Raw genomic sequence first — 21,172 nt, forward strand, 5'->3', positions numbered from 1 at the left:
AGATCAATTAGGGGTTACGGACCATTTCCAGATGGTCGATTCCGTCTTCGACATAGGGCAGGCCTACGTCCACAAAACCATGCTGGCTGTAAAAGGCCTTGAGCTGAGCCTGCGCACCGATGCGGATGGGCTGAACGCCCCAAAGCGTATGCACAGCGGCAATTGCCTCACGCATCAGCGCATGGCCCAGACCCGTGCCGCGCGCCGATGCGCGGGTTACCACGCGGCCAATGCTGGCCTCAGCGAATTTGACACCAGCAGGAAACAGCCGGGCGTAAGCCACCAGGCGGCCATCCTGCCCCGGCAGTGTCTGTGTACCCAACAGGTGTATGGCCAGGTGGTCCGCACCATCCATGTCCTGGAACACGCAGTTTTGTTCCACCACAAAGACCTCGGTGCGCAGTTGCAGCACCTCGTACAGCTCGACGGTTGTCAGCGCCACCAACGGAAGGTGCCGCCATGCCAATGTGGGTGGCGACACGACGCTCATGTGCCCTGCACAGCCCGCAGCACATAGCCAATGCGGGGAAAGTGCACGTGCACTGTGCCGGCACGCGCGTCCTCGCGGCGCAGGGTGTAGCGGGTGCGGGTGGCGGCTACCAAGTCGCCCTCGGTCGGCTCCTGGCCAAAGTTTTCGGCGGCTATCGTCACGCGGCTACCCAGGGGAATACCGTGTTCGTCCTGAAACATTTGGTCAAATGGGGCGCTAGCCCTCGTCGAATCTACACAGGCAGCTATTGATTCAGTAGCGGTGTACTTTTCCATTTGGCCGTGGCCCAAAGCCTCCATGCGGTCCATCCAGTGCAGCACGGCGGGGGTGGCATCCAGAATGCCAGCCATGACGGGCACGCGTTTGCGGCTGAACCACAGTGGGTGGTAGACCGCAAAGTCGGCCACGCAGGGGGCGCTTCCCATCAGAAAGTTTTGGCCGTCCAGCATGTTGGCAATACGGCGCAGGTAGGACTTGTAGGCGGCTGTGGCATCGGCCGGGCGCAAGCGCGTCATGCCGGTGGACATGGCTGCGCGGTCGGCGCCAAAGGCCTTGGCCGCCTCAACCGGTGCGCCCTCAAACATGGACGCTGCCCCCTTGGGCTGCAGGTTGTAGGCCATGGCGGCCCAGAACAGCGTGGTATCGGCCCACTGGGCCAGCACGCGGGCAATACCCTTGTGGCTATCGGGAAACAGCGTGGGTGTGGGCTGGATGTGTTCCAGCACGTCGCAGATCAGGGCGCTGTCGCAGTACACGTCGGAGCCGATTTGCAGGAACGGAGTCTTGCGGTAACCGCCGGTCAGGGCCAGCACGTCCGGCTTGGGCATGATGGCCGGAATGATGACCGACTTCCACGCCAGTTGCTTGTACCCCAGCACCAGGCGGATTTTTTCGGAAAACGGCGAGGTGGGGTAATGGTGCAGGATGAGGTTGGTCACAATAGTTTCACCAGCTGCTTGCCAAAGTTCTTGCCCTTGAGCAGACCCAAAAATGCCTCGGGCGCCGCAGCCAGACCTTGGGCAATGCTCTCGCGTGGCTTGAGCTTGCCGGTTGCCACCAGCGTGCCCAGCTCGGTCAGCGCCTCGGGCCAGATTTCCATGTGCTCGCTGACGATGAAACCTTGCACCTTAAGGCGTTGGGTCAGAATGAGTGCCGGGTAGCTCAGCGGCAGCGGCTGGCCGTCGTAGCCGGCGATCATGCCGCACACCGCAATGCGGCCAAAGGCGTTCATGCGCGGCAACACGGCGTCCAGCACCATGCCGCCTACGTTCTCGAAATAGCCATCAATGCCGTTGGGGCAAGCCTCGGCAATGGCCTTGGAGAGCGATGCTGCCGTGCTGTGCAGTTTGTAGTCAATGCAGGCGTCAAAGCCCAGCTCGTTGACCGCGTAGGTGCATTTTTCGGGACCACCGGCAATGCCGACGGTGCGGCAGCCGCGCGCTTTGGCGAGTGCCGCAAAGGCACTGCCGACGGCACCGGTCGCCGCGCTGACCACTACGGTCTGCCCCGCCTGCGGTTCGATGATTTTTACCAAGCCATACCAGGCTGTCACGCCGGGCATGCCCACCGCGCCCAAGTAGGCGCTGAGCGGCACATGGGTCGTATCGACCTTGCGCAGTGCACCCATCAGGTTGGCATCGACCACGCTGTACTCCTGCCAGCCGCCCATGCCCACCACCTTGTCGCCCACGGCAAATTTGGGGTTGCGGGACTCCACCACCTCGCCCACCGTGCCACCACCCATGGTTTGGCCCAGGGCTTGGGGTTGGGCGTAGCTTTTGGCGTCGTTCATGCGGCCACGCATATACGGGTCCAGGCTCAAAAAGTGGTGGCGCACCAGCACCTGGCCGTCTTGCAGGGCCGGGGTCTCAGTCGTGACCAATTTGAAGTTGCTAGCAACCGCTTCGCCTGTGGGGCGGCTGTCGAGGTGGATTTGGTGATTGGTTGGCATGGTGGGTTCTCAGTCGGTAGAAATGTTGATGGGATTGCTGCTCTTGGCGCCCGTAGGCAGACGCTTGACGAACTTGAAGGTGCCGGTAGCATGCGCGCATTTGCGCCCGGCTGCGTCAAACACTGTCGATTGGGTAAAAGCCATGGTGGCGGTGCGGTGCATCAACTCGCCTTTGGCCACCAAAGGGCCGATGGCGGGCTGCATGAAGCTGGTCTTCATCTCGATGGTAACCACCCCCATCTCGGGCACTTTGCTGCGTGCCGCCGTGGCCATGGACACGTCCATCAGCGTCATGATCGCACCACCATGGGTGACCGAGAACGAGTTGAGGTGCTCAGCCCGGGCGGTGTAGGTAATCTCGGAATGGCCGCCTTCAAACTGTGTCAGCTCAAAACCCCAGGTGCTCGACGAAGGGGATTTCCACCCCGAAGCCGACGGCCTTATCCCACATGTCAACCACCTGTTACGACGCTGACACCACCATCCACCGCCAGCCACTGGCCAGTGATGTGCTTGCCGGCATCGGATGCAAACAGCACGCACAGGCCCTTGAGGTCTTCATCGTCGCCCAAACGCTTGAGTGGTGCACCGGCTGCCAGCCTCTCCTCACCCAAAGCTTTGAGCGTGCCAGCCGTCATCTTGCTGGGGAAAAAGCCCGGGCAGATGGCGTTGACATTGATGTTGTACTTGCCCCATTCCGCACCCAGAGTGCGGGTGAAGTTGATGACCGCACCCTTGGAGGTGTTGTAGGCGATGGTGTTCATGCCCTCTGGGTTGCCACCCAGGCCGGCGATGGATGCAATGTTGATGATGCGGCCCGAGCGGCGTGCAATCATGCTCTTTTTGGCGATGGCCTGGCTCAGCAGGAAGTAGCCGCGTACGTTAAGGTTCATGACCTTGTCCCAGGCATCGACTGGGTGGTCTTCGGCCGGGGCGCCCCAGGCGGCACCGGCGTTGTTGACCAAAATGTCCACGTCACCCATGCGCTGCAAGGTCTCGTCGGCCAGGCGGGTGATCTCGGCGTCTTTGGCGCAATCGGCAGCAACCCAGCGGGCGTCGATGCCAGCGGCTTGCAGTTCCGCACAAGCCTGCTCCAGGTCTTCGGCCTTGCGCGAACTCAGCATGATCCTGGCACCGGCTTCGCCCAGAGCGTGGGCCATTTGCAGACCCAGGCCGCGCGAGCCGCCGGTTACCAAGGCGGTCTTGCCGGTGAGGTCAAACAGTTGTTGGATGGTACGTGCGGTCATTGGGGTGCGTCTCCTGCAGAAAAATGGGGAATAAACGATTGTGCCGCCGGGAGCCTGCTGGCGTATGTCCCCGGCGTGATATGGGTCAAGACGCGAAGGTTAAAACGCGTCGTCTGGCAGGGCCGCACAGGTGGTGTCACGCGACTCCACCACGGACAGCCAAGCGCCAATCTTGGGCAGCTCGTAGTGGAAGAAGAAGCGCGCCGCACCCATGCGACCCTGGGTGGCTGGGCTGCTTTGGGCTGGGTCATGTTCAAGGGCCGTGGTGGCTACGTCCAGCCAGATCCAGGCCAGTACGGTGTGGCCAAAGGCCTGCATATACGGCACCGCATTGGCCAAGGCTTCGGTCGGGTTGCCGGTTGCCCAGGCTTTTTGGGTGGCCACTGCCACCTGCTGCAAAGCCTGGGCCAGAGCCGCGCCATGCACTGCCAATGCAGGAAACAACGCTGCGTGGGCAATGCTTGTTGTCATGCGTGCGGCCAGCAGCTTCAAGCCGCGCCCCTCTTCCATCAGCACCTTGCGCCCCAGCAAATCGGTGGCCTGAATGCCATGCGTGCCTTCGTGGATCATGTTGAGGCGGTTGTCGCGCCAGTATTGCTCCACCGGGAAATCGCGCGTGTAGCCGTAGCCGCCGTGAATCTGGATGGCCAGCGAGTTGGCCTCCAGGCACCACTCGCTGGGCCAGCTCTTGGCAATGGGGGTTAGCACTTCCAACAGCAAGCGCGCATCATCCGCAGTTGCACCACCGGCGGTATGGTGTTCGTCCACCAAGCGGGCGCAATACAGCTCCAGTGCCAGTGCGCCTTCGCAATAGGATTTTTGCGCCAGCAGCATGCGCTTGACATCGGCGTGTTCAATGATGGCCACCTGCGGTTGGGAAGCGTCCTTGCCCCCTACGCCCATAGGACGACCCTGGGGCCGGTTGCGTGCGTAGTCCAGCGACGCGTAGTAACCCGCCATGCCCAGCATGGTGGCGGCAATGCCCACGCCAATGCGGGCCTCATTCATCATGTGGAACATGCACTGCAGGCCCTTGCCGGGTTGCCCCACCAAGTAGCCCACCGCCCCGGAACCCTTGCCGTCGTAGCCGCCCTGCCCCACCGGGAACGTGCCTTCACCAAAGTTCAACAGCGTGTTGGTGGTGCCGCGCCAGCCCAGCTTGTGGTTCAAGCCAGCCAAGGCTACATCGTTGCGCACGCCGGTCAGGGCACCCTGCGTATCGACCAGCTTCTTGGGCACGATGAAGAGCGAGATGCCACGCGTTCCGGGAACCAGTTTGCCGTCAGCATCAGGAATCTTGGCCAGCACCAGATGGATGATGTTGTCAGTCAACTCGTGCTCGCCGGACGAGATCCACATCTTGTTGCCTTTGAGGCGATAGCGTCCACCCAGGGGGTCGGCCTCGAACCCCTCACCGTCCGGCATCGCACGCGTCGCCACGTCCGACAGGCTGGAGCCCGCTTGCGGCTCAGACAAACACATGGTGCCCGAGAAGCGTCCGGAAAATTCGTTTTTGGCGAACACCTCTTTTTGCAGCGCTGTGCCGTGCGTCATCAGCAGATTGGCGTTGCCAGTGGTGAGCATGCCCGAACCAATGCTGACCGAGGCACAGGCAAAAAAGGCATTGGCAGCCGCCTCCACGCTATAGGGCAGTTGCATACCACCCACCTCAAAATCTTGCGCGGCGCTAAGCATGCCGGACGCGGCGTAGGCTTTGTGTGCTTCCAGCGTGGCCGCTGGCAACACCACCCGCAGACTGCCGTCGGGCTCGGTCACAGTGCGGGGTTCTTCAACGTCCACCAAGCGATTGAACGGTGCATATTTCTCGCGGGCGATGCGTTCGCAGGTATCAAGCACGGCATCAAAGGTTTCACGGGAATGATCGACAAAGCGCTCTCGCTCCGTGAGCGCTGATGTGTTGAGCCAGTCGTGTAGCAGGAAGTCAATGGTTGTTCGCAATGTCATAAAACAAATTGTGACGCAGGCCAGCAATTTGCGGCTGTGCGCGCTGTCGTGTTGGAGACCATCACAGTTGCAATGCGAAGCTGTTAACGTCAGCGTAAAACCCCTACTGGCAGCTTCATCTGCTCCCAGACGTAAACTGACTGCGCTGCTTTGGGTGAAGCACAGGCGCCCGCTTCATCTTTCCCACTCTGTCACTAGGCCACACACACAGTCAGGGCGCCACCTCTAATGGAGGAGCAAGTCATGAGCGATACCCCCACCCCTTTGCAGGGCGATGATTTTGCGGCGGGCATCGCGCTTGACCGCATCCCGGAGGGCGGCATGCTGCTCGGCCATGCGTTTGGCGAGGCGCTGCTGCTCTCGCGCCATGGCGGTGCGCTATTTGCCGTAGGCGCCACCTGTACGCACTACGGAGGCCCGCTGGCCGAAGGGCTTGTGGTGGGTGATACGGTGCGGTGCCCGTGGCACCACGCGGCCTTTAGCCTGCGCACTGGCGAGGCACTGCGAGCGCCAGCACTGGGTGGCGTGGGCTGCTGGCAAGTCGAGGCGCGCGATGGCAAGGCGTGGGTGGTCGGCAAGCGCATGGCTGGGCCCACGCGTACATTGCCCGCAGGTTCGGTTACGCCTGAATCTATCGTCATTGTGGGTGGCGGCGCTGCCGGCCACGCGGCAGCAGAGACCCTGCGCCGCGAAGGCTACACCGGCTCGGTGACCCTCATCAGCAGCGACGCGAATTTGCCGTGTGATAGGCCTAATTTGTCGAAGAATTTTCTGGCAGGCACGGCGCCTGCGGAATGGCTTTCGGTCCGGCCGGCTGACTTCTATAAGGAACAAAATATCGACGTACGCCTGGCCACGCAAGTGGTGGGCATCGACGCGGCCCACCACCAGCTGCAACTGGCCGACGGCAGTAGCATGGGTTGGGGTGCGCTCCTGCTGGCCACGGGTGGAGAGCCCGTGCACCTGCCCATACCCGGTGCCCAGTTGCCCCATGTGCATTACCTGCGCACGCAAGCCGATGGCGAGGCGCTAGCCAAGGCCGCCGAAGGCGCCAAGCGCGCGGTGGTGATTGGCGCCAGCTTCATAGGGTTGGAAGTCACCGCCTCGCTGCGCGCGCGCAACGTTGAAGTGCAGGTCATTGGGCGCGAGACCGTCTTGATGGAAAAGGTGCTGGGGCCACAGGTGGGCGAGTATCTGAAAAAGCTGCACGAGCAACATGGCGTGGTATTTCACCTGGGAGCCACCGTGGCGCGTATCGATGCGAATACGGTCACCCTGGAGAGCGGCGAAACACTCACCGCAGATCTGGTGGTGATTGGCATTGGCGTGCGCCCGGCCGTGCAACTGGCGGAAAAGGCTGGGCTGGCAACCGACCGAGGCGTTCTTGTCGACGAATTCTTGCAAACCAGTGTGCCTGGCATCTATGCAGCGGGCGATATTGCACGCTGGCCCGACGCGCTCACCGGCGAACGCATTCGCGTGGAGCACTGGGTCGTCGCCGGGCGCCAGGGCCAGACGGCCGCGCGCAACCTGCTGGGCCGGCGCGAACGCTATGACGCCGTGCCGTTTTTCTGGACCGAGCAATACGATTTTGCCCTTGCCTATGTAGGCCACGCCGAACATTGGGACCAGGCTGATATCGAAGGCGACCTCGGCGCGCAGGACTGTACGATCACCTACCGCCAAAAAGGCCAGAAGCTCGCGGTGGCGATGGTGCACCGCGACCTGGCCGGTTTACACGTCGAAGTAGAGTTGGAGCGCAGCATGGCCGCCCGCCTGCACACGACAGATAGGGAGCATGTATGAGCAGCAACATTCCTCCAAGCCACGTGCAGATCAAGCGCGCCTACGAAACGCCAGCCCAAGACGACGGCACCCGCATCCTCATCGACCGTCTGTGGCCACGCGGCGTCAAGAAAGAAACCCTGGCACTTGACCAGTGGGACAAGGAACTGGCACCCAGCACGGAGCTGCGCCAGTGGTTTGGTCACGATCCGGCGCGTTGGACCGAGTTTCAACAGCGCTATGCCGAGGAGTTGCGTGCACATGCGCCAGCACTTGACGCGCTGCGCGCGTTGTCACGCAAAGGCCGCATCACGCTGGTGTATGGCGCGCACGACGAAATACACAACAACGCGGTGGCGCTGCGGGACATACTGCTGACGCCCGCAGCGCACTGATTTTTGATTCAGGAGAATGTGATGACACAACGCATTGACTACAAAGTAGCCTCACCCGGCGTCTTTCAGGTCATGCTGGGACTGGAAAAGCACGCGCACCAGTCTGGTATTGAGCACGCACTGTTAGAGCTAGTGAAGACGCGTGTTTCGCAACTCAACGGCTGTGCCTATTGCCTGGACATGCACACCAAGGTGGCACGCGCCGCTGGCGAAACCGAGCAGCGCTTGTACCTCGTGGCAGCCTGGCACGAAACCGGCATGTTCTCCCCGCGTGAGCGTGCCGCCTTGGCTTGGGCCGAGGTCGTGACGCTGCTGGCAGGCCACGGTGTGTCCGACGAGGCCTATCAAGCCGCACGGAAGGAGTTTGACGAAAAGGCCTTGGTGGATTTGACGCTGGCCATCGTTGCCATCAACGGCTGGAACCGACTGGCCGTTGCCTTTGGCAGCGAAGCGGGGAGCTTTGAGTTGCCAAAGGCCTGAGGTTTAATCGCAAATCACAACAAGAATTGCGTAACTCTCGGGACGATTGTCGCTTGCCATCCAACCATCCCATTACCCGTTTTTGGCGCGCCGCGCTGCATGTAGCCGTCTTGCCAGTCATGTTGGCACTGGCAGGCTGCGTCACTGCGCCCGCAGTGGCACCCCCGATCGAGTTGAGCATCTTCTCCATCAACGACTTCCACGGCCACATTCAACCCCAACCAGCTGGCGGCATTGAGTACTTGGCCACCGTACTCAACCAGTTGCGCGACAAGCGACCGCATCAGGTCTTTGTAGGCGCCGGCGATCTGATAGGTGCTTCACCCCAGATGTCAGCCCTGCTCAAGGACGAACCCACTCTGAGCGCGCTGGGCGAACTGGGACTGGTCGCTACGGCCCTCGGTAATCACGAGCTGGACCATGGAGTGCAAGAACTGCTGCGAAAAACACATGGCGAATGCCCCAGCAAGGGCTGCGACTGGCCCGGGTTCAAAGGCGCAACGTTTCCATACCTGGCAGCCAATATGTTTGACACAGCAACCGGCAAGCGGGTGCTGCCCAGCCACGTGATGAAACACATGGCCGGCCTCAAGATCGCTTTCGTGGGCGTGGTCACGCGCGACACGCCCAAGGTCGTGGTGCCGCGCAGCATTGCCGGACTGCGTTTTGCCGATGAAGCCGACACCCTTAACGCCCTGGTGCCCGAATTACACGCCGCTGGTGCGCAGGTGTTGGTGGCCCTCATACACGAAGGCGCCATGTACGACGGCGCTGCCAATGACCCAAGCTATGCCTGCCCTGGCCTCAAAGGCCGCGGCGTGGACATTGCCAAACGGCTGGACCCAGCCTACGCCATCATCATCAGCGGGCACACCCACCAAGCCTATACCTGCAAGATCAATGGCCGCCTGATGGTGCAAGCCGGCAGCTATGGCGGCTGGCTGACCGAGAGCCGCCTGACACTGGATGCCAATGGCAAGGTACTGGACGCGCAGGCCACCAACTACCCCGTGCTGCAGGGCGTGAATGCGCCCAACCCGGCTTTTGCGGCCCTGGTGCAGCGTGCCGCCGCGCTCACCTTGGTGGCACGCAGCCAACCGGTGGCCACACTCAAACGGGGTGCCAATCGCCAGGTGGCTGCACCGTATGGGGATTCGTCTTTGGGCAATCTGGTGGCTGACTCGCAGCTGGCCTATGCCAAAAAACACGGAGGCGCAGACATTGGCCTGACAAATTCAGGCGGCATCCGCGCCGATTTGGTGGTGGTGCCTGGCCGCATGATCACCCACAGCGACGTATTTGCCATACAGCCCTTTGGCAATGAGCTGATTGCCCTGACCATCAGCGGAGCCCAATTGAAAGCGCTGATCCGGCGGCAACTGCCACCCCGGCGTGAAGGTGGCCCCACCACCTTGCAAGTGTCCAACAACCTGCGGTACCAGTGGAGCCAGGCACCCGGTACTGGCGTGGTGCTGGATGCCATCACGGTAGATGGAAAACCCTTGGACCTGTACCGCGACTACCGCATCGTTGCCAACAACTTCACGGCTGAGGGCGGCGACGAATTGAGCATCCTGCGCCAGGGGCGTGACCGGGCCGCCATTGGACCGGACATAGACGCCCTGGTCGAATGGCTCAGCGACAACCCGGCTGCCATGGACCAAATTGATTCGGGCCGCATTCAACGCAATTGACCGTATACCAGTTCGACGTCGGTGGTTCTTCAATTTCCGATACAGTGCCAGCATGACATCCGAGGCACCCGAATTTCAGGCAGCTATCCTGGCAACGCACGACCGCCCACACTCCAAAACCGATCTATTTTTTGCCTTCTCCAAGTTAGCACTGCAAGGCTTTGGCGGGGTGCTGGCTATCGTGCAGAACGAACTGGTCGATCGGAAAAAATGGCTCACACAAGAAGAATTTCTGGAAGACTGGGCCGTGGCCCAAATCCTGCCTGGCCCTAACGTGGTCAACCTGTCTTTGATGATCGGTGACCGCTACTTCGGCCTGCGCGGGGCACTGGCTGCACTGGCTGGCATGCTGACTTTTCCACTGGTGCTGGTGGTGGCACTGGCCGCCCTTTTTGGTGGTGTGGCCGACAAGCCGGAAGTCCAGGGGGCGCTACAAGGTTTGGGCGCAGTGGCCGCCGGTCTGATTGCGGCCACCGGCATCAAACTGATTGCCGCCCTAAAGAGCAACCCTTTGGGCAAGGCACTCTGCTGGGCGTTTGCCCTGGCCACCTTTGTGGCCATTGCATTGCTGCGCCTGCCTTTGATCGGGGTGCTGTTGGGCTTGGGTGGTCTGGCCTGTGCGTGGGTTTATCGCCAGCTGGGCATCCTTGATGCGGCCGGAGTACCAACACCATGAGCATCAGTTTTTCTGCCGCCGACTGGCTGGCTCTGCTAACCCACTTTCTGTCACTGTCCCTGCTGGCCATTGGCGGCGCCATCACCACCGCGCCGGCCATGCACAACTACCTGGTCGTTGACAAATTGTGGCTAACCGACAGCCAGTTCACCTCGTCCATCGCGCTGGCCCAAGCCGCCCCGGGGCCCAACGTGCTGTTCATAGCGCTTTTGGGCTGGAACGTGGGATTGAATGCCGGCGGCGGGATAGGAGCCGGTATGCATGCATGGTGGTCGGCCCTGGCAGGTGTGGGGATTGCCATGATTGGCATTCTGGTGCCCAGCACCACGCTCACCTTTGCCGCTGCCCGCTGGGGGCACCAGAACCGCGAGCTGCGTGCAGTACGCGCGTTCAAGCAGGGTATGGCGCCCATTGTGGTGGCGCTGCTCATTTCCACGGGCTGGATTTTGGCGGCCAGCCAGGGTGGCCCCATGGACCACTGGCGGCTCTGGTTGCTAACCGCCGTCACCGCCGTGCTGGTGTGGCGCACCAAGCTGCACCTGCTGTGGTTGCTAGGCGCTGGAGCGGCACTGGGTGCGCTCGGGTTTCTGTAAAATATTATTACAAAAACACCTGCTAGCCCTCGTCGAATAAGCTTAAGCTGCTATCGATTTAATAGTATTCACACCACCGGGTCTGACCGAGCGCTGGCGCAAGGCTTCATAGAGGCACACACCACTGGCCACCGACACGTTCAGGCTCTCGACCGCACCCCGCATGGGAATGCTGACCAATGCATCACAGGTCTTGGCGGTGAGCTGGCGCATGCCAGCACCTTCTGCGCCCAGCACCAGTGCCACGGGGCCTTTAAGGTCAGACTGGTACAGGGTGGAGGTGGCCGTGTCGCTGGTGCCGATGATCCAGATGCTGCGCTCTTTGAGTTCGTTCAGGGTACGCGCCAGGTTGGTAACCATGAAATACGGCACCGTTTCCGCCGCACCGCTGGCCACCTTGGCCACTGTGGCATTGATGCCGGCTGCATGGTCTTTGGGGGCGATCACGGCATGCGCGCCGGCACCGTCGGCCACGCGCAGGCAAGCGCCCAAGTTGTGCGGATCCGTCACGCCGTCCAGCACCAGGATGAGGGGCGGATTGCGTTGCTCTGGTGGCAGCGCGGCGTTGGCCGCTTCCAGGTCTTCCAGCAGCTCGTCCAGCGAGTGCACTTGTGTCAGGGCCTGCACCCGCGCCACCACGCCCTGGTGGCCGTGGCCGCCACACAGCTTGGCCAGTCGTTGTCCATCGGACTCCACCAGTTTGATACCGGCCTCTGCAGCGCGGTCCAGAAAGCTGCGCATGCGCGCATCGCGCCGGGTGGGCTCAAAATGAATTTCAAGAATAGATTGCGGCGCCGTCTTGAGGCGCACGCCCACGGCATGGAATCCGAACAGGACTTTGGTTGAGGACATATGCCACGATTATCGCGGGTCAGACCAGCCTGCCCGCCTCAATGGTGATGCGCCGGTCGCAGCGCTGGGCAATGCCGCGGTCATGGGTGACCAAAACCAGGGTGGTGCCCTGCTCGCGGTTCAGGTCAAACATCAGTTCCATGATGGTCTCGCCGGTGGCAAAGTCCAGGCTTCCGGTGGGCTCGTCAGCCAGCAACACGGCCGGGTGCACCACAAAGGCACGGGCCAGGGCCACGCGCTGCTGTTCACCACCGCTGAGCACCTTGGGGTAAGACGCCAGGCGTTGCGACAGGCCAACGCGCCCCAGCATCTCGGTGGCGGCCTTGCGGGCGTCCCTGCGGCCTGCCAGTTCCAGGGGCAGCATGACGTTTTCCAGCGCGGTGAGGTTGCCCAGCAACTGAAAGCTCTGGAACACAAAGCCCACTTTGTTGGCCCGCAGGGCCGCACGATCATCCTCGTCCATGGCGAACAGGTCCACACCGGCCAGACGCACGGTGCCGGTGGTGGGCGTATCCAGCCCGGCGATGATGGACAGCAGGGTACTCTTGCCCGAACCCGAAGCGCCGACAATGGCGGCGGTTTCACGCGCATTGAGCGCAAAATCGATGTCACGCAGAATTTCCAGCGTGCCGGTGGAGTCGGTAACCGATTTACCGACCTTCTCTACAGAAATAATGATTTCACTCATGGGTCTTTCTTGGATGCGACGACACTGTATCGCGCTTGGGCTTCTGGCCACACTTGCGGGGTTTTTGCCCGTTCATGTGGCACAAGCCGTTCAACCACCACCCGTCATTTTGGTGGTGGGCGACTCTTTGAGCGCTGAGTATGGCCTTAAACGCGGTACCGGTTGGGTTGCCCTGATGGAGCAACGCCTGGCCAAAGAAAAGCCGCAGGCCAAGGTTGTCAATGCCAGCATCAGCGGCGACACCACCTCGGGGGGACGCTCGCGCTTGGGCGCCCTATTGGCCCAACACCGCCCTACCCTGGTGATCATTGAGTTGGGCGGCAATGATGCCCTGCGCGGCCTGCCGCTGCAAATGACGCAGGACAACCTGCAGGCCATGACCACAGCCGCCCAGGCAATAGGTGCCAAGGTGCTGCTGATCGGCATGGAAATGCCACCCAATTACGGCAAAGACTACGCCGCACGCTTTGCCGCCCTGTATGCCAGCGTGGCAAAAACCAACAAAACCGCGCTGGTACCATTTTTGCTGAAGGGCGTGGCAGATAGACCAGATGCGGCCCGCCTGTTCCAGAACGACCGCATTCATCCGAACGAATCTGCCCACCCCACCATTTTGAACAATGTGTGGCCTGCTGTGAAGAAGCTGATTGCATGAGCCTCAACGTCCTGAATGCCACCGAGGTTTTGGCCCAGCTGGATACCTTTGACACCGTTATCGATGCCCGTAGCGAAAGCGAATTTGCGCTGGACCACCTGCCCGGCGCTGTGAACTGGCCCACCCTGAACGACGAAGAACGCAAGGCCGTTGGCACCCTGTATGTGCAGGTCAATCAGTTTGAGGCCAAAAAACGCGGCGCAGCTATAGCAGCCCGCAACATTGCCGCGCACATCGAGCGGGACGTCATCGACAAGCCCAGAGAATGGAAGCCACTGGCCTACTGCTGGCGGGGTGGCAAGCGCAGCGGCTCACTCACCCTGATCCTGGACCAGATTGGTTTTCGGGTCACGCTGGTGGAAGGTGGCTACAAAGCATTTCGGGTGGCCATGCTGCAGGACATTACCCTAAGAGCGCAAAAGCTGGATTGGCGCGTGGTGTGTGGCACCACCGGTTCTGGCAAAACCCGCCTGTTGCATGCACTGCGCAAAGCGGGTGCCCAGGTGCTGGATCTGGAAGGGCTGGCCAACCACCGCAGCTCGGTGCTAGGTGCCATTCCAGGCCTGCCGCAGCCATCACAAAAGCGCTTTGACACCCTCATCTGGGATGCCCTGCGTCAGTTCGACCCCGCACAGCCCGTGTTTGTGGAAAGCGAAAGCAAAAAGGTTGGTAATGTTGCCATTCCTGCTGCGCTGGTTGAGCGCATGCGGGCAAGCCCCTGTCTGGACTTGACATTGCCGACGCACGAACGGGTCGCGTTGTTGTTGGAGGACTACGATTTCTTCGTCCAGGATTCCGTACACTTTTGTGAACGCCTGGACGTGCTGGCCGAATTCCGTGGCAAGGCCGTGGTGCAGGCCTGGAAGGACCAGATTCACAGTGGTAACTTTGAGCCTGTGGTGCAGGAGCTATTGACCCAGCACTACGATCCCGTATACCGGCAGTCGATGTTACGCAATTTCACGCAGTACCCGCAAGCGCGTGCCATTGCACCCGACGACCACTCGATGAACGCGATGGGCAGACTGGCGCGGCAACTGCTGGATAGGCTCTGACGGATTGCAAGGGAAGTCGCTGGAAAATCAGGCAGCGCTGGGGGGCGCTTCTGCACCAGACTCGTCGGAGGGTGAATCATCAGAAGTGCCGTCGTTCTCAGGCCCGCCATGAATTTTGCGATCCTGCTTTTCCCGCAACTTTTCTTCTTTTTTCTTCTTTTTAGCCAGTTCTTTCTGGCGTTTTTCGTAACCGTAATTGGGTGTTGCCAAGTTGTGCTTTCTGTAGTTGCCGACACTGTACCATCCCTGGCCCTATCAACCCGTTAATCCAGGGGCCATTCCACACTGCCCCTGTAGGCATGCCAGCTGGCGTGCCCCAACCAGGGCCCTACAAATAACAAGCCCGCAGCCAAGGGCAGCATCAGCGACACCGTCACCAAAACGGCTATGACCGCGCCCCACAGCAACATGACGCCGGTGTTGTGAAAGAACACTTCGATGCTGGTGATCGCGGCCGTGATGGCATCCGTATCGCGGTCCAGGATCATGGGAATGGACACCACGGTGATGACGAACACCAGCAGGGCAAATGCACCACCAACGATGGTGTAGACCGCCACAAACTCCCAATTCTCTGGATTGAAAATGGCCTGAATAACCCCCGTGGTAGATGGCATACCGGTGTTAAAAAAAACGGCAAATACCACCAGGGACGCCCGCCCCCACAATAACTCCAACACAATCAACACCAGCACCAGCATGGCCATGCTGCGAATATGGGACTCCCAGCAGGTGAGCGACGAGCCCAGCTGCGGCGACTGCCCCAGCTCGCGCCGGCGGCTCACTTCGTACAAGCCCATGGCCAGGAAGGGACCCACCAACAGACAGCCGGACGCAATGGTCATGGTGTACTCTGGCTTGGTTCGAAACACCGCACCCATCACAATCGCCATCAGACAGAACGCGCCGCCATAGAACGCACCAATGCCAGGATGGGCGCACACATCGCGCCAACCTGCTGCTAACCAACGAAACACGTCACCGGGTCGCAGGGAGCGTATGTCTTTTTTTGGCGCTTCGGACGGAGGGGGAATATAGGGCTCGGGAGCGTTTGTCGCAGGCAATTGACTCATGTCAATAGCCTAGTGGTTGCGATACTCCCTGCCTATTGAGGAAAACACGGGGTCAGCGTAAATGCTGCAAAGCCTGCTCGATGTCTGCGCGCAGGTCTTCCATTGCCTCCAGACCCACCGCAAACCGTACCACCGTGCCCCGCGCCAAATGCTTGGGCCAGCCACTGCGCATGGTCTCCAGCTCATAGGGAACCACCAGGCTGATGGGGCCACCCCAGCTATAACCCAAGCGAAACAGTTGGAGTGCGTCGCAGAAGGCATCCACCTGGGCCTGGGTAAAGCGCGTATCCACCACGACACTAAACAACCCAGCCGCACCACCGGGTCCGTTCTTGCACAGGGATTTCCAATGGGCGTGGCCCGGTGAGGCGGCCAACGCAGGGTGCAGTACCTGGGCAAACTCGGGTTGGTTGTCGCACCATTGGGCCAAAGCCCGGGTCGCTTGATCGTGCGCCTGGTAACGCAGTGCCATGCTGGGCAGGGCACGCAACACGTTCTCGGCATCGTTGGCACCTACGCCCAGACCCAATCGCATGTGGGTGAGCTTGATTTGCAGGTGCAGCGCCGGATCGCGCGTGATGACGCTGCCCATCAGCACGTCACCGCCGCCGCTGGGGTATTTGGTCAATGCATGAACGGACAGGTCCACGCCCAGGCCTGACTCCGTATCGGGCAACAGGTTAAACGGCTGAAACGCCAGCCCTGCTCCCCAGGTGTTGTCGAGAACCACGTGTACGCCTTTGCGCTTGCAAATACGCACCTGCTCGACCAGATCAGGAAACTCCAACGTAACCGAACCAGCCGCCTCCACCCACACCAGTTGGGTGCGCTCAGACAGCTTGGATGCCAGATCTTGCGGGTCCATGGGGTCGTAGTAGCGGTGGGTAATGCCCCAGGACTTGAGTTCACCTTCGGTCAAAGCCTTGTTAGGGCCATAGGCATTGTCGGGAATCAACACCTCATCGCCGCTCTTGAGCAGAGACAATGCCACCAGCGCCACCGCCGAAAGGCCACTGGGAGCCAGCACGCACTGCAACCCGCCCTCAAGGGTACACAGCCGCTCTTCCAGCGCATAGGTGGTGGGCGTGCCGTGCAGGCCGTAGGTGTAGGCCGACTTGTCCTTCCACTCGCGGCTGCGCATGGCGGCCACAGAAGGAAAGAACACCGTCGAAGCCTTGAACACGCCCGGTTGGGGCGCATCAAAACCTGTGGGCGGCACATAGGGGTGGTGGATGAGTGTGGTGGTCAGTTGTGTCATGGTCAAAACACTACGTTAAACGCTCCACTTTTGAATAAGCTGCTCGGGACGCATGGCGTCGTAGCCCTCAAATGGTTGGTGTATCCACGGGTTGGTTGGCAAGAATTCTACGGAATAGTCGGGTGAAAACGTGGACATGGCCTTGGTCCAGATCACGGCGCTGCGCAATTCGGAAATGGGGGAGTAATCGTGCTTGAGCTGGCTCACCACGGCTTTGAGCGTGTGGCCGGAATCGGCCAGATCGTCAACCAGCAGCACCTTGCCAGCGATCTCACCCTTTGGGGTCGTGATGTAACGGGCAATATCCAAATTGCCCTGTTGCGTGCCCGATTCAGCACGGTAGGAGCTGGTGGACATGATGGCCAACGGCTTGTCGAAGACGCGCGACAGAATATCGCCGGGGCGCATGCCGCCTCGGGCCAGGCACAGGATGGTGTCAAATTCCCAGCCGGACTGGTGGATCCGGATCGCCAGCTTTTCGATCAGGTTGTGGTACTCGTCGTAGCTCACATAGAGGTGCTTGCCGTCTTCAGTCAACATAGGTTGCTCCTGTATTTATAGCTGCTTACGTAATTTTCACGAGGGCCAGGACCCAATTTCACTAAAGAAAACTCGTCGGAATCATTCCGCCAAGTAGGGGTGGCGCATCATGATGGTGTGGTCGCGGTCCGGGCTGGTCGACACCATGTGAATGGGCACGCCTGTAACCTGTTCGATGCGCTGGAGGTAAAGGCGCGCTGCGACCGGCAGCTTGTCGTACTGGGTCACGCCCACGGTGCTGTCACTCCAGCCGTCCATGACTTCATAGACAGGCTTGCAGCGTTCAATGTCGTCTGCGCCCATCGGCAGGATATCGATCAATGCGCCGTCCATTTCGTACCCGGTGCACAGCATCAGTTCTTTCAGGCCGTCCAGTACGTCAAGCTTTGTGATGCACAGACCGGATAAGCCGTTGACCTGGGCCGAACGCTTGAGCAAAGCAGCATCAAACCAGCCACAGCGGCGCGAACGCCCGGTGGTCACACCTTTTTCTGCACCAACCGTGCTCATATGGTAGCCGGGCGTGCCGGGCTTTTCCCAATCCAGTTCGGTAGGGAACGGTCCACCGCCCACACGGGTGCAATACGCCTTGGTGATGCCAAGAATGTAGTGCAACATGCCGGGGCCTACGCCAGAGCCTGCCGCCGCATTGCCAGCAACACAGTTGCTTGACGTGACGTAAGGATAGGTACCATGGTCCACATCAAGCAGGGTGCCCTGGGCGCCTTCGAACAGCAGATTGGCACCATGGTCATGGGCTTCGTTGAGCTCGCGTGACACGTCGGCCATCATGGGTTTGAGCAGTTCGGCATGGCGCATGGCCTCGGCATAAACCGCCTCAAACTGCACCTCGCCATCTTTCATGTACGGAGCCAGCATGGGGCCAAAGTCGAACTCCGCCGAACCCAGGTAGCTGGTGAGCACGTGGTTGTGCAGGTCCAGCAACTCGCGCAGCTTGCTGGCGAAGCGTTCGGGGTATTTTAGGTCCTGCACACGCAGGGCGCGGCGGGCAATCTTGTCTTCATAGGCTGGGCCGATGCCACGGCCGGTGGTGCCGATCTTGGCCGAGCCACCTTTTTCACGGAAAGCTTCACGCGCCACGTCCAGCGCTGCATGGAACGGCAAAATCAGGGGACAGGCTTCGCTGATGCGCAAACGGTCACGCACCTCCACTCCCACCTTCTCCAGCCCTTCGATTTCTTCAAACAGCTTGGCGGCCGACAGCACTACACCATTACCGATGTAGCACTTGACGCCGGGGCGCATGATGCCGCTGGGAATCAGGTGCAAGGCGGTTTTGACGCCATTGATGACCAGGGTGTGGCCCGCATTGTGGCCACCCTGAAAGCGCACGACTCCCTGTGAGCTTTCGGTCAGCCAGTCGACCAGCTTGCCCTTGCCTTCGTCGCCCCATTGGGTGCCGACGACGACGACATTGCGTCCTTTGGTAGTGTTCATTCGGATAATTCTCAGATAGCTTGTACAACCCACTGGCCCGCAGCCTGAATCAGCTCGCGGTCACAATGGAACTCATCAACGTAACTCTCGTGCCCTGGCAACACGCAGACCACGGTTTCGCCCCGGCGGCGCAACGCGGTAATGGCCGCACGCAACTCGGCGGCCTCACCCCAGGGGGCGCGAATAGCTGCGCGCAGCGACCGCTTGGCGGCCACAGACACCAACGATTTGATATCCAGGCTAAAACCCACGGCGGGGCGCTTGCGTCCGAACACCTTGCCCACCTCGTCGTAGCGTCCACCCCGTGCCAGCGCATCACTGGCACCAGGCGCATACAGGGAAAACATGGCGCCGCTGTAGTAGGCGTAGCCGCGCATGTCGGCCAGGTCAAACGACACACTGGCGCCATCGACTTGACCAGCCAGCCATTGCAATTGGTCCAGCGCAACGCGAATCTCTGGCAGCTCTGGCAGCGCACGGCGCGCGTCATCCAACACACCCACGTCACCGTATAGTTGGAGCAAATGCACCAGCGCAGCGAGCGTAGCGGCGGGTGCGTTGCGCAGTAGGGACTTCAGTTCACTGCCATCTTTGGCAGCCAGCGCCGCGTGAATTTGGGCAAGCTGTTTCTCATCCAAAGTCAAATTCTTCAGCAAGGCTTGGGCGATACGGGCATCGGCCATGTCAACGCTGATCGCACCCACCTGCGCCACCTTGAGCGAATCCAGCGCCAGGGTGAGGGTTTCAAGATCGGCTTCGAGCCCCGAGTGGCCATAGAGCTCAGCACCAAATTGCAGGGGCTCACGGGTGGCGTGCGGACCGCCAGGGCGCGTATGCAGCACCGGGCCGCAATAGCACAGACGGGTCACACCCTCGCGATTGAGCAGGTGGGCATCGATGCGTGCCACTTGGGGCGTGCTGTCGGCCCGTAATCCCATCATGCGGCCAGACAGTTGATCGACCAGCTTGAAGGTTTGCAGATCCAGCGCTTCACCAGCTCCAGAGAGCAAGGACTCCAGGTGCTCCAACAGGGGCGGCATGACCAACTCGTAGCCATAGCAGCGTGCCATGTCCAGCAAGTCTCTACGTATTTCTTCGATGTGGCGCGCCTCGGAAGGCAGCACATCGGCAATGTGATCCGGTAAGACCCAGGCTGACATGTGAAAAGTGGAGGCTATTAAAACCGTGATTTTACCGGGCTTGACGCTCGAATTTCAGGGCATGAGCCACCAAATCATCATCAAGCCACCGACTATGCTGAGTAGTCCGAAGAATCGAATCTGCCCATCACGCAGCGCCAGCAGCTGGGTGAACATGCGCCGCCATCCGTCTGGCGAGGTGAACGGAAACAAGCCTTCAATGACCAGCACCATGGCGAGAGCCAGCCAGATTGTGTCGCTGCTCAAGGCTTACTTCTTGGAGTTGGCAGCCGGAGCAGAACCGCCGCGAAATACCTTGAAGAAGTCTGAAGATGCGGGATCCAGCACCATAACATCGCCCTTGCCATTGAAGCTGGCCTTGTAGGCGTCCAGGCTGCGGTAGAACTGGGCAAATTGCGGGTCTTTACCAAAGGCTTCGGCATAGACGCGGGCAGCCTCAGCATCGCCCTCACCTTTGATTTTTTGCGCATCGCGGTAGGCATTGGCAATGGTCACTTCGCGCTGGCGGTCGGCATCAGCACGAATTTTTTCACCTTCGGCCGCACCGGTGGAGCGCAGTTCATTGGCCACGCGTTTGCGCTCGGCTTCCATGCGCCGATACACCGACTCGGTAATGGCTTCAACATAGTCCACGCGCGTGATGCGCACGTCAACCACATCGACACCCCAGGGCTTGCTGCCACGCACTTTATCCAGGACCTCGGCCTTGACGGCCGCCATCAGGTCTTCTCGCTTGAGCGCCAACAGTTCCTTGACTGTGCTCTTGTTGACCTCTTCCTGAAACGCATTGCGCACGACTCGGTTGAGCTGGCTTGCGCCGGCGGCTTCATTCAGACCCACGTTGCGGATGTACTCCGATGGCTCCGAGATGCGCCAGCGCACATACCAGTCAATCACCACGCGTTGCTTTTCAGCCGTGAGCATGGGCTCGGAGTCGGAACTGTCCAGGGTCAACAAACGTTTGTCGATGTACGACACGTTTTGAAACGGTGGCGGGAGTTTCCAGTTCAACCCCGGCTCGGTGATCACGTCCTTGATTTGACCCAAGGCGTACACCACACCAAACTGACGCTGGTCGACCACAAACAATGTCGAGCTTGCCAGCACTATCAGCAGCAGTATCGACGAAAAAATTAATCCAATCCGGTTCATGGGTC

The 21,172-nt window shown here is 60.5% G+C and carries 23 protein-coding genes and 1 pseudogene; 8 read left to right on the plus strand and 16 right to left on the minus strand.

The annotated features are described in order from the left end of the window. Positions 1-7 precede the first annotated feature (7 nt). From IPI80_RS05530 to IPI80_RS05555, 6 genes and pseudogenes are all read right to left on the minus strand, one after another. On the minus strand, positions 8-490 hold the full coding sequence (locus IPI80_RS05530; protein WP_413857974.1) for a GNAT family N-acetyltransferase: 483 nt from the start codon (positions 488-490) through the stop codon (positions 8-10). Then, positions 487-1,428, minus strand: a complete 942-nt coding sequence (locus tag IPI80_RS05535) for a glutathione S-transferase family protein (protein ID WP_413857976.1) — start codon at positions 1,426-1,428, stop codon at positions 487-489. The genes IPI80_RS05530 and IPI80_RS05535 overlap by 4 nt, the downstream gene beginning before the upstream one ends. Next, positions 1,425-2,441, minus strand: coding sequence for an NADP-dependent oxidoreductase (locus tag IPI80_RS05540; RefSeq protein ID WP_413857978.1), 1,017 nt, complete (start codon positions 2,439-2,441; stop codon positions 1,425-1,427). Before IPI80_RS05540 ends, IPI80_RS05535 begins: the two co-directional genes overlap by 4 nt. Positions 2,442-2,450: 9 nt before the next feature. Further along, positions 2,451-2,892 (minus strand): annotated as a pseudogene (locus IPI80_RS05545) (PaaI family thioesterase). A 1-nt stretch (position 2,893) separates the two neighbouring features. Then, entirely contained in the window at positions 2,894-3,688 is a 795-nt protein-coding gene (locus IPI80_RS05550) for an SDR family oxidoreductase (protein WP_413857980.1), read from the minus strand. A 99-nt stretch (positions 3,689-3,787) separates the two neighbouring features. Continuing rightward, positions 3,788-5,653 carry an acyl-CoA dehydrogenase gene (locus IPI80_RS05555; protein WP_413857982.1) on the minus strand — a complete coding sequence of 622 codons (1,866 nt, stop codon included), beginning with the start codon at positions 5,651-5,653 and terminating at the stop codon, positions 3,788-3,790. A 243-nt stretch (positions 5,654-5,896) separates the two neighbouring features. On the opposite strand from IPI80_RS05555, the gene IPI80_RS05560 reads away from it, so the two are divergent. The 6 genes from IPI80_RS05560 to IPI80_RS05585 are packed head-to-tail and all read left to right on the plus strand — an operon-like array spanning position 5,897 to position 11,276. Further along, positions 5,897-7,459: an FAD-dependent oxidoreductase gene (locus IPI80_RS05560; protein ID WP_413857984.1), complete on the plus strand. Its 1,563-nt coding sequence runs from the start codon at positions 5,897-5,899 to the stop codon at positions 7,457-7,459. Further along, on the plus strand, positions 7,456-7,833 hold the full coding sequence (locus IPI80_RS05565; RefSeq protein WP_413857986.1) for a DUF488 domain-containing protein: 378 nt from the start codon (positions 7,456-7,458) through the stop codon (positions 7,831-7,833). The genes IPI80_RS05560 and IPI80_RS05565 overlap by 4 nt, the downstream gene beginning before the upstream one ends. 21 nt (positions 7,834-7,854) lie before the next feature. Further along, positions 7,855-8,313, plus strand: a complete 459-nt coding sequence (locus IPI80_RS05570; RefSeq protein ID WP_413857988.1) for a carboxymuconolactone decarboxylase family protein — start codon at positions 7,855-7,857, stop codon at positions 8,311-8,313. Positions 8,314-8,366: 53 nt separating this feature from the next. Continuing rightward, positions 8,367-10,007 carry a bifunctional metallophosphatase/5'-nucleotidase gene (locus tag IPI80_RS05575; protein ID WP_413857990.1) on the plus strand — a complete coding sequence of 547 codons (1,641 nt, stop codon included), beginning with the start codon at positions 8,367-8,369 and terminating at the stop codon, positions 10,005-10,007. Between the two features lie 52 nt (positions 10,008-10,059). Beyond that, entirely contained in the window at positions 10,060-10,683 is a 624-nt protein-coding gene (locus IPI80_RS05580) for a chromate transporter (protein WP_413857992.1), read from the plus strand. After that, the gene (locus IPI80_RS05585) at positions 10,680-11,276 is read left to right on the plus strand and encodes a chromate transporter (protein WP_413857994.1); all 597 of its coding nucleotides are present in this window, start codon (positions 10,680-10,682) and stop codon (positions 11,274-11,276) included. Before IPI80_RS05580 ends, IPI80_RS05585 begins: the two co-directional genes overlap by 4 nt. Positions 11,277-11,318: 42 nt before the next feature. Here IPI80_RS05585 and rlmB read toward each other — a convergent pair whose 3' ends face one another. Both rlmB and IPI80_RS05595 read right to left on the minus strand, forming a co-directional pair. Beyond that, positions 11,319-12,128, minus strand: a complete 810-nt coding sequence (gene rlmB / locus IPI80_RS05590) for a 23S rRNA (guanosine(2251)-2'-O)-methyltransferase RlmB (protein ID WP_413857996.1) — start codon at positions 12,126-12,128, stop codon at positions 11,319-11,321. A gap of 19 nt (positions 12,129-12,147) precedes the next feature. After that, positions 12,148-12,816 carry an ABC transporter ATP-binding protein gene (locus tag IPI80_RS05595; protein ID WP_413857998.1) on the minus strand — a complete coding sequence of 223 codons (669 nt, stop codon included), beginning with the start codon at positions 12,814-12,816 and terminating at the stop codon, positions 12,148-12,150. On the opposite strand from IPI80_RS05595, the gene IPI80_RS05600 reads away from it, so the two are divergent. Both IPI80_RS05600 and mnmH read left to right on the plus strand, forming a co-directional pair. Continuing rightward, positions 12,815-13,471 (plus strand): arylesterase, encoded by a 657-nt coding sequence (locus IPI80_RS05600; protein ID WP_413858000.1) that lies wholly within the window; start codon positions 12,815-12,817, stop codon positions 13,469-13,471. The genes IPI80_RS05595 and IPI80_RS05600 overlap by 2 nt on opposite strands. Then, the gene (gene mnmH / locus IPI80_RS05605) at positions 13,468-14,526 is read left to right on the plus strand and encodes a tRNA 2-selenouridine(34) synthase MnmH (protein ID WP_413858002.1); all 1,059 of its coding nucleotides are present in this window, start codon (positions 13,468-13,470) and stop codon (positions 14,524-14,526) included. Before IPI80_RS05600 ends, mnmH begins: the two co-directional genes overlap by 4 nt. Before the next feature lie 27 nt (positions 14,527-14,553). On the opposite strand, the gene IPI80_RS05610 is transcribed toward mnmH, so the two are convergent. The 8 genes from IPI80_RS05610 to hflC form a co-directional block, all read right to left on the minus strand. Continuing rightward, a complete protein-coding gene (locus tag IPI80_RS05610; protein ID WP_413858004.1) occupies positions 14,554-14,736 on the minus strand; it encodes a hypothetical protein in 183 nt (60 codons plus the stop codon). Between the two features lie 53 nt (positions 14,737-14,789). Then, complete coding sequence (locus IPI80_RS05615) at positions 14,790-15,599, minus strand: DUF2189 domain-containing protein (protein ID WP_413858006.1); 810 nt, start codon at positions 15,597-15,599, stop codon at positions 14,790-14,792. A 52-nt stretch (positions 15,600-15,651) separates the two neighbouring features. Then, positions 15,652-16,857, minus strand: a complete 1,206-nt coding sequence (locus IPI80_RS05620; RefSeq protein WP_413858008.1) for an aminotransferase class I/II-fold pyridoxal phosphate-dependent enzyme — start codon at positions 16,855-16,857, stop codon at positions 15,652-15,654. A 15-nt stretch (positions 16,858-16,872) separates the two neighbouring features. Next, entirely contained in the window at positions 16,873-17,397 is a 525-nt protein-coding gene (locus tag IPI80_RS05625) for a phosphoribosyltransferase (protein WP_413858010.1), read from the minus strand. Between the two features lie 81 nt (positions 17,398-17,478). After that, positions 17,479-18,855, minus strand: a complete 1,377-nt coding sequence (locus IPI80_RS05630) for an adenylosuccinate synthase (RefSeq protein ID WP_413858012.1) — start codon at positions 18,853-18,855, stop codon at positions 17,479-17,481. Between the two features lie 11 nt (positions 18,856-18,866). Next, positions 18,867-20,015 (minus strand): ATP phosphoribosyltransferase regulatory subunit, encoded by a 1,149-nt coding sequence (locus IPI80_RS05635; RefSeq protein WP_413858014.1) that lies wholly within the window; start codon positions 20,013-20,015, stop codon positions 18,867-18,869. 54 nt (positions 20,016-20,069) lie between these two features. After that, positions 20,070-20,261, minus strand: a complete 192-nt coding sequence (locus IPI80_RS05640) for a DUF2065 domain-containing protein (protein WP_413858016.1) — start codon at positions 20,259-20,261, stop codon at positions 20,070-20,072. A 3-nt stretch (positions 20,262-20,264) separates the two neighbouring features. Further along, positions 20,265-21,167, minus strand: a complete 903-nt coding sequence (gene hflC / locus IPI80_RS05645; protein WP_413858018.1) for a protease modulator HflC — start codon at positions 21,165-21,167, stop codon at positions 20,265-20,267. Between the last annotated feature and the right edge of the window lie 5 nt (positions 21,168-21,172).

This window comes from Candidatus Aalborgicola defluviihabitans, assembly GCF_016705985.1.
Lineage (GTDB): Bacteria > Pseudomonadota > Gammaproteobacteria > Burkholderiales > Burkholderiaceae_C > Allorhodoferax > Allorhodoferax defluviihabitans.

What these genes read in the sequence shown, in the direction of transcription:
- IPI80_RS05530 (WP_413857974.1), bottom strand. Translation starts at nt 490, where the DNA reads ATGAGCGTCGTGTCGCCACCCACATTGGCATGGCGGCACCTTCCGTTG.
- IPI80_RS05540 (WP_413857978.1), bottom strand. Translation starts at nt 2,441, where the DNA reads ATGCCAACCAATCACCAAATCCACCTCGACAGCCGCCCCACAGGCGAA.
- IPI80_RS05550 (WP_413857980.1), bottom strand. Translation starts at nt 3,688, where the DNA reads ATGACCGCACGTACCATCCAACAACTGTTTGACCTCACCGGCAAGACC.
- IPI80_RS05555 (WP_413857982.1), bottom strand. Translation starts at nt 5,653, where the DNA reads ATGACATTGCGAACAACCATTGACTTCCTGCTACACGACTGGCTCAAC.
- IPI80_RS05560 (WP_413857984.1), top strand. Translation starts at nt 5,897, where the DNA reads ATGAGCGATACCCCCACCCCTTTGCAGGGCGATGATTTTGCGGCGGGC.
- IPI80_RS05565 (WP_413857986.1), top strand. Translation starts at nt 7,456, where the DNA reads ATGAGCAGCAACATTCCTCCAAGCCACGTGCAGATCAAGCGCGCCTAC.
- IPI80_RS05570 (WP_413857988.1), top strand. Translation starts at nt 7,855, where the DNA reads ATGACACAACGCATTGACTACAAAGTAGCCTCACCCGGCGTCTTTCAG.
- IPI80_RS05580 (WP_413857992.1), top strand. Translation starts at nt 10,060, where the DNA reads ATGACATCCGAGGCACCCGAATTTCAGGCAGCTATCCTGGCAACGCAC.
- IPI80_RS05585 (WP_413857994.1), top strand. Translation starts at nt 10,680, where the DNA reads ATGAGCATCAGTTTTTCTGCCGCCGACTGGCTGGCTCTGCTAACCCAC.
- rlmB (WP_413857996.1), bottom strand. Translation starts at nt 12,128, where the DNA reads ATGTCCTCAACCAAAGTCCTGTTCGGATTCCATGCCGTGGGCGTGCGC.
- IPI80_RS05600 (WP_413858000.1), top strand. Translation starts at nt 12,815, where the DNA reads ATGGGTCTTTCTTGGATGCGACGACACTGTATCGCGCTTGGGCTTCTG.
- IPI80_RS05595 (WP_413857998.1), bottom strand. Translation starts at nt 12,816, where the DNA reads ATGAGTGAAATCATTATTTCTGTAGAGAAGGTCGGTAAATCGGTTACC.
- mnmH (WP_413858002.1), top strand. Translation starts at nt 13,468, where the DNA reads ATGAGCCTCAACGTCCTGAATGCCACCGAGGTTTTGGCCCAGCTGGAT.
- IPI80_RS05615 (WP_413858006.1), bottom strand. Translation starts at nt 15,599, where the DNA reads ATGAGTCAATTGCCTGCGACAAACGCTCCCGAGCCCTATATTCCCCCT.
- IPI80_RS05620 (WP_413858008.1), bottom strand. Translation starts at nt 16,857, where the DNA reads ATGACACAACTGACCACCACACTCATCCACCACCCCTATGTGCCGCCC.
- IPI80_RS05625 (WP_413858010.1), bottom strand. Translation starts at nt 17,397, where the DNA reads ATGTTGACTGAAGACGGCAAGCACCTCTATGTGAGCTACGACGAGTAC.
- IPI80_RS05630 (WP_413858012.1), bottom strand. Translation starts at nt 18,855, where the DNA reads ATGAACACTACCAAAGGACGCAATGTCGTCGTCGTCGGCACCCAATGG.
- IPI80_RS05635 (WP_413858014.1), bottom strand. Translation starts at nt 20,015, where the DNA reads ATGTCAGCCTGGGTCTTACCGGATCACATTGCCGATGTGCTGCCTTCC.
- hflC (WP_413858018.1), bottom strand. Translation starts at nt 21,167, where the DNA reads ATGAACCGGATTGGATTAATTTTTTCGTCGATACTGCTGCTGATAGTG.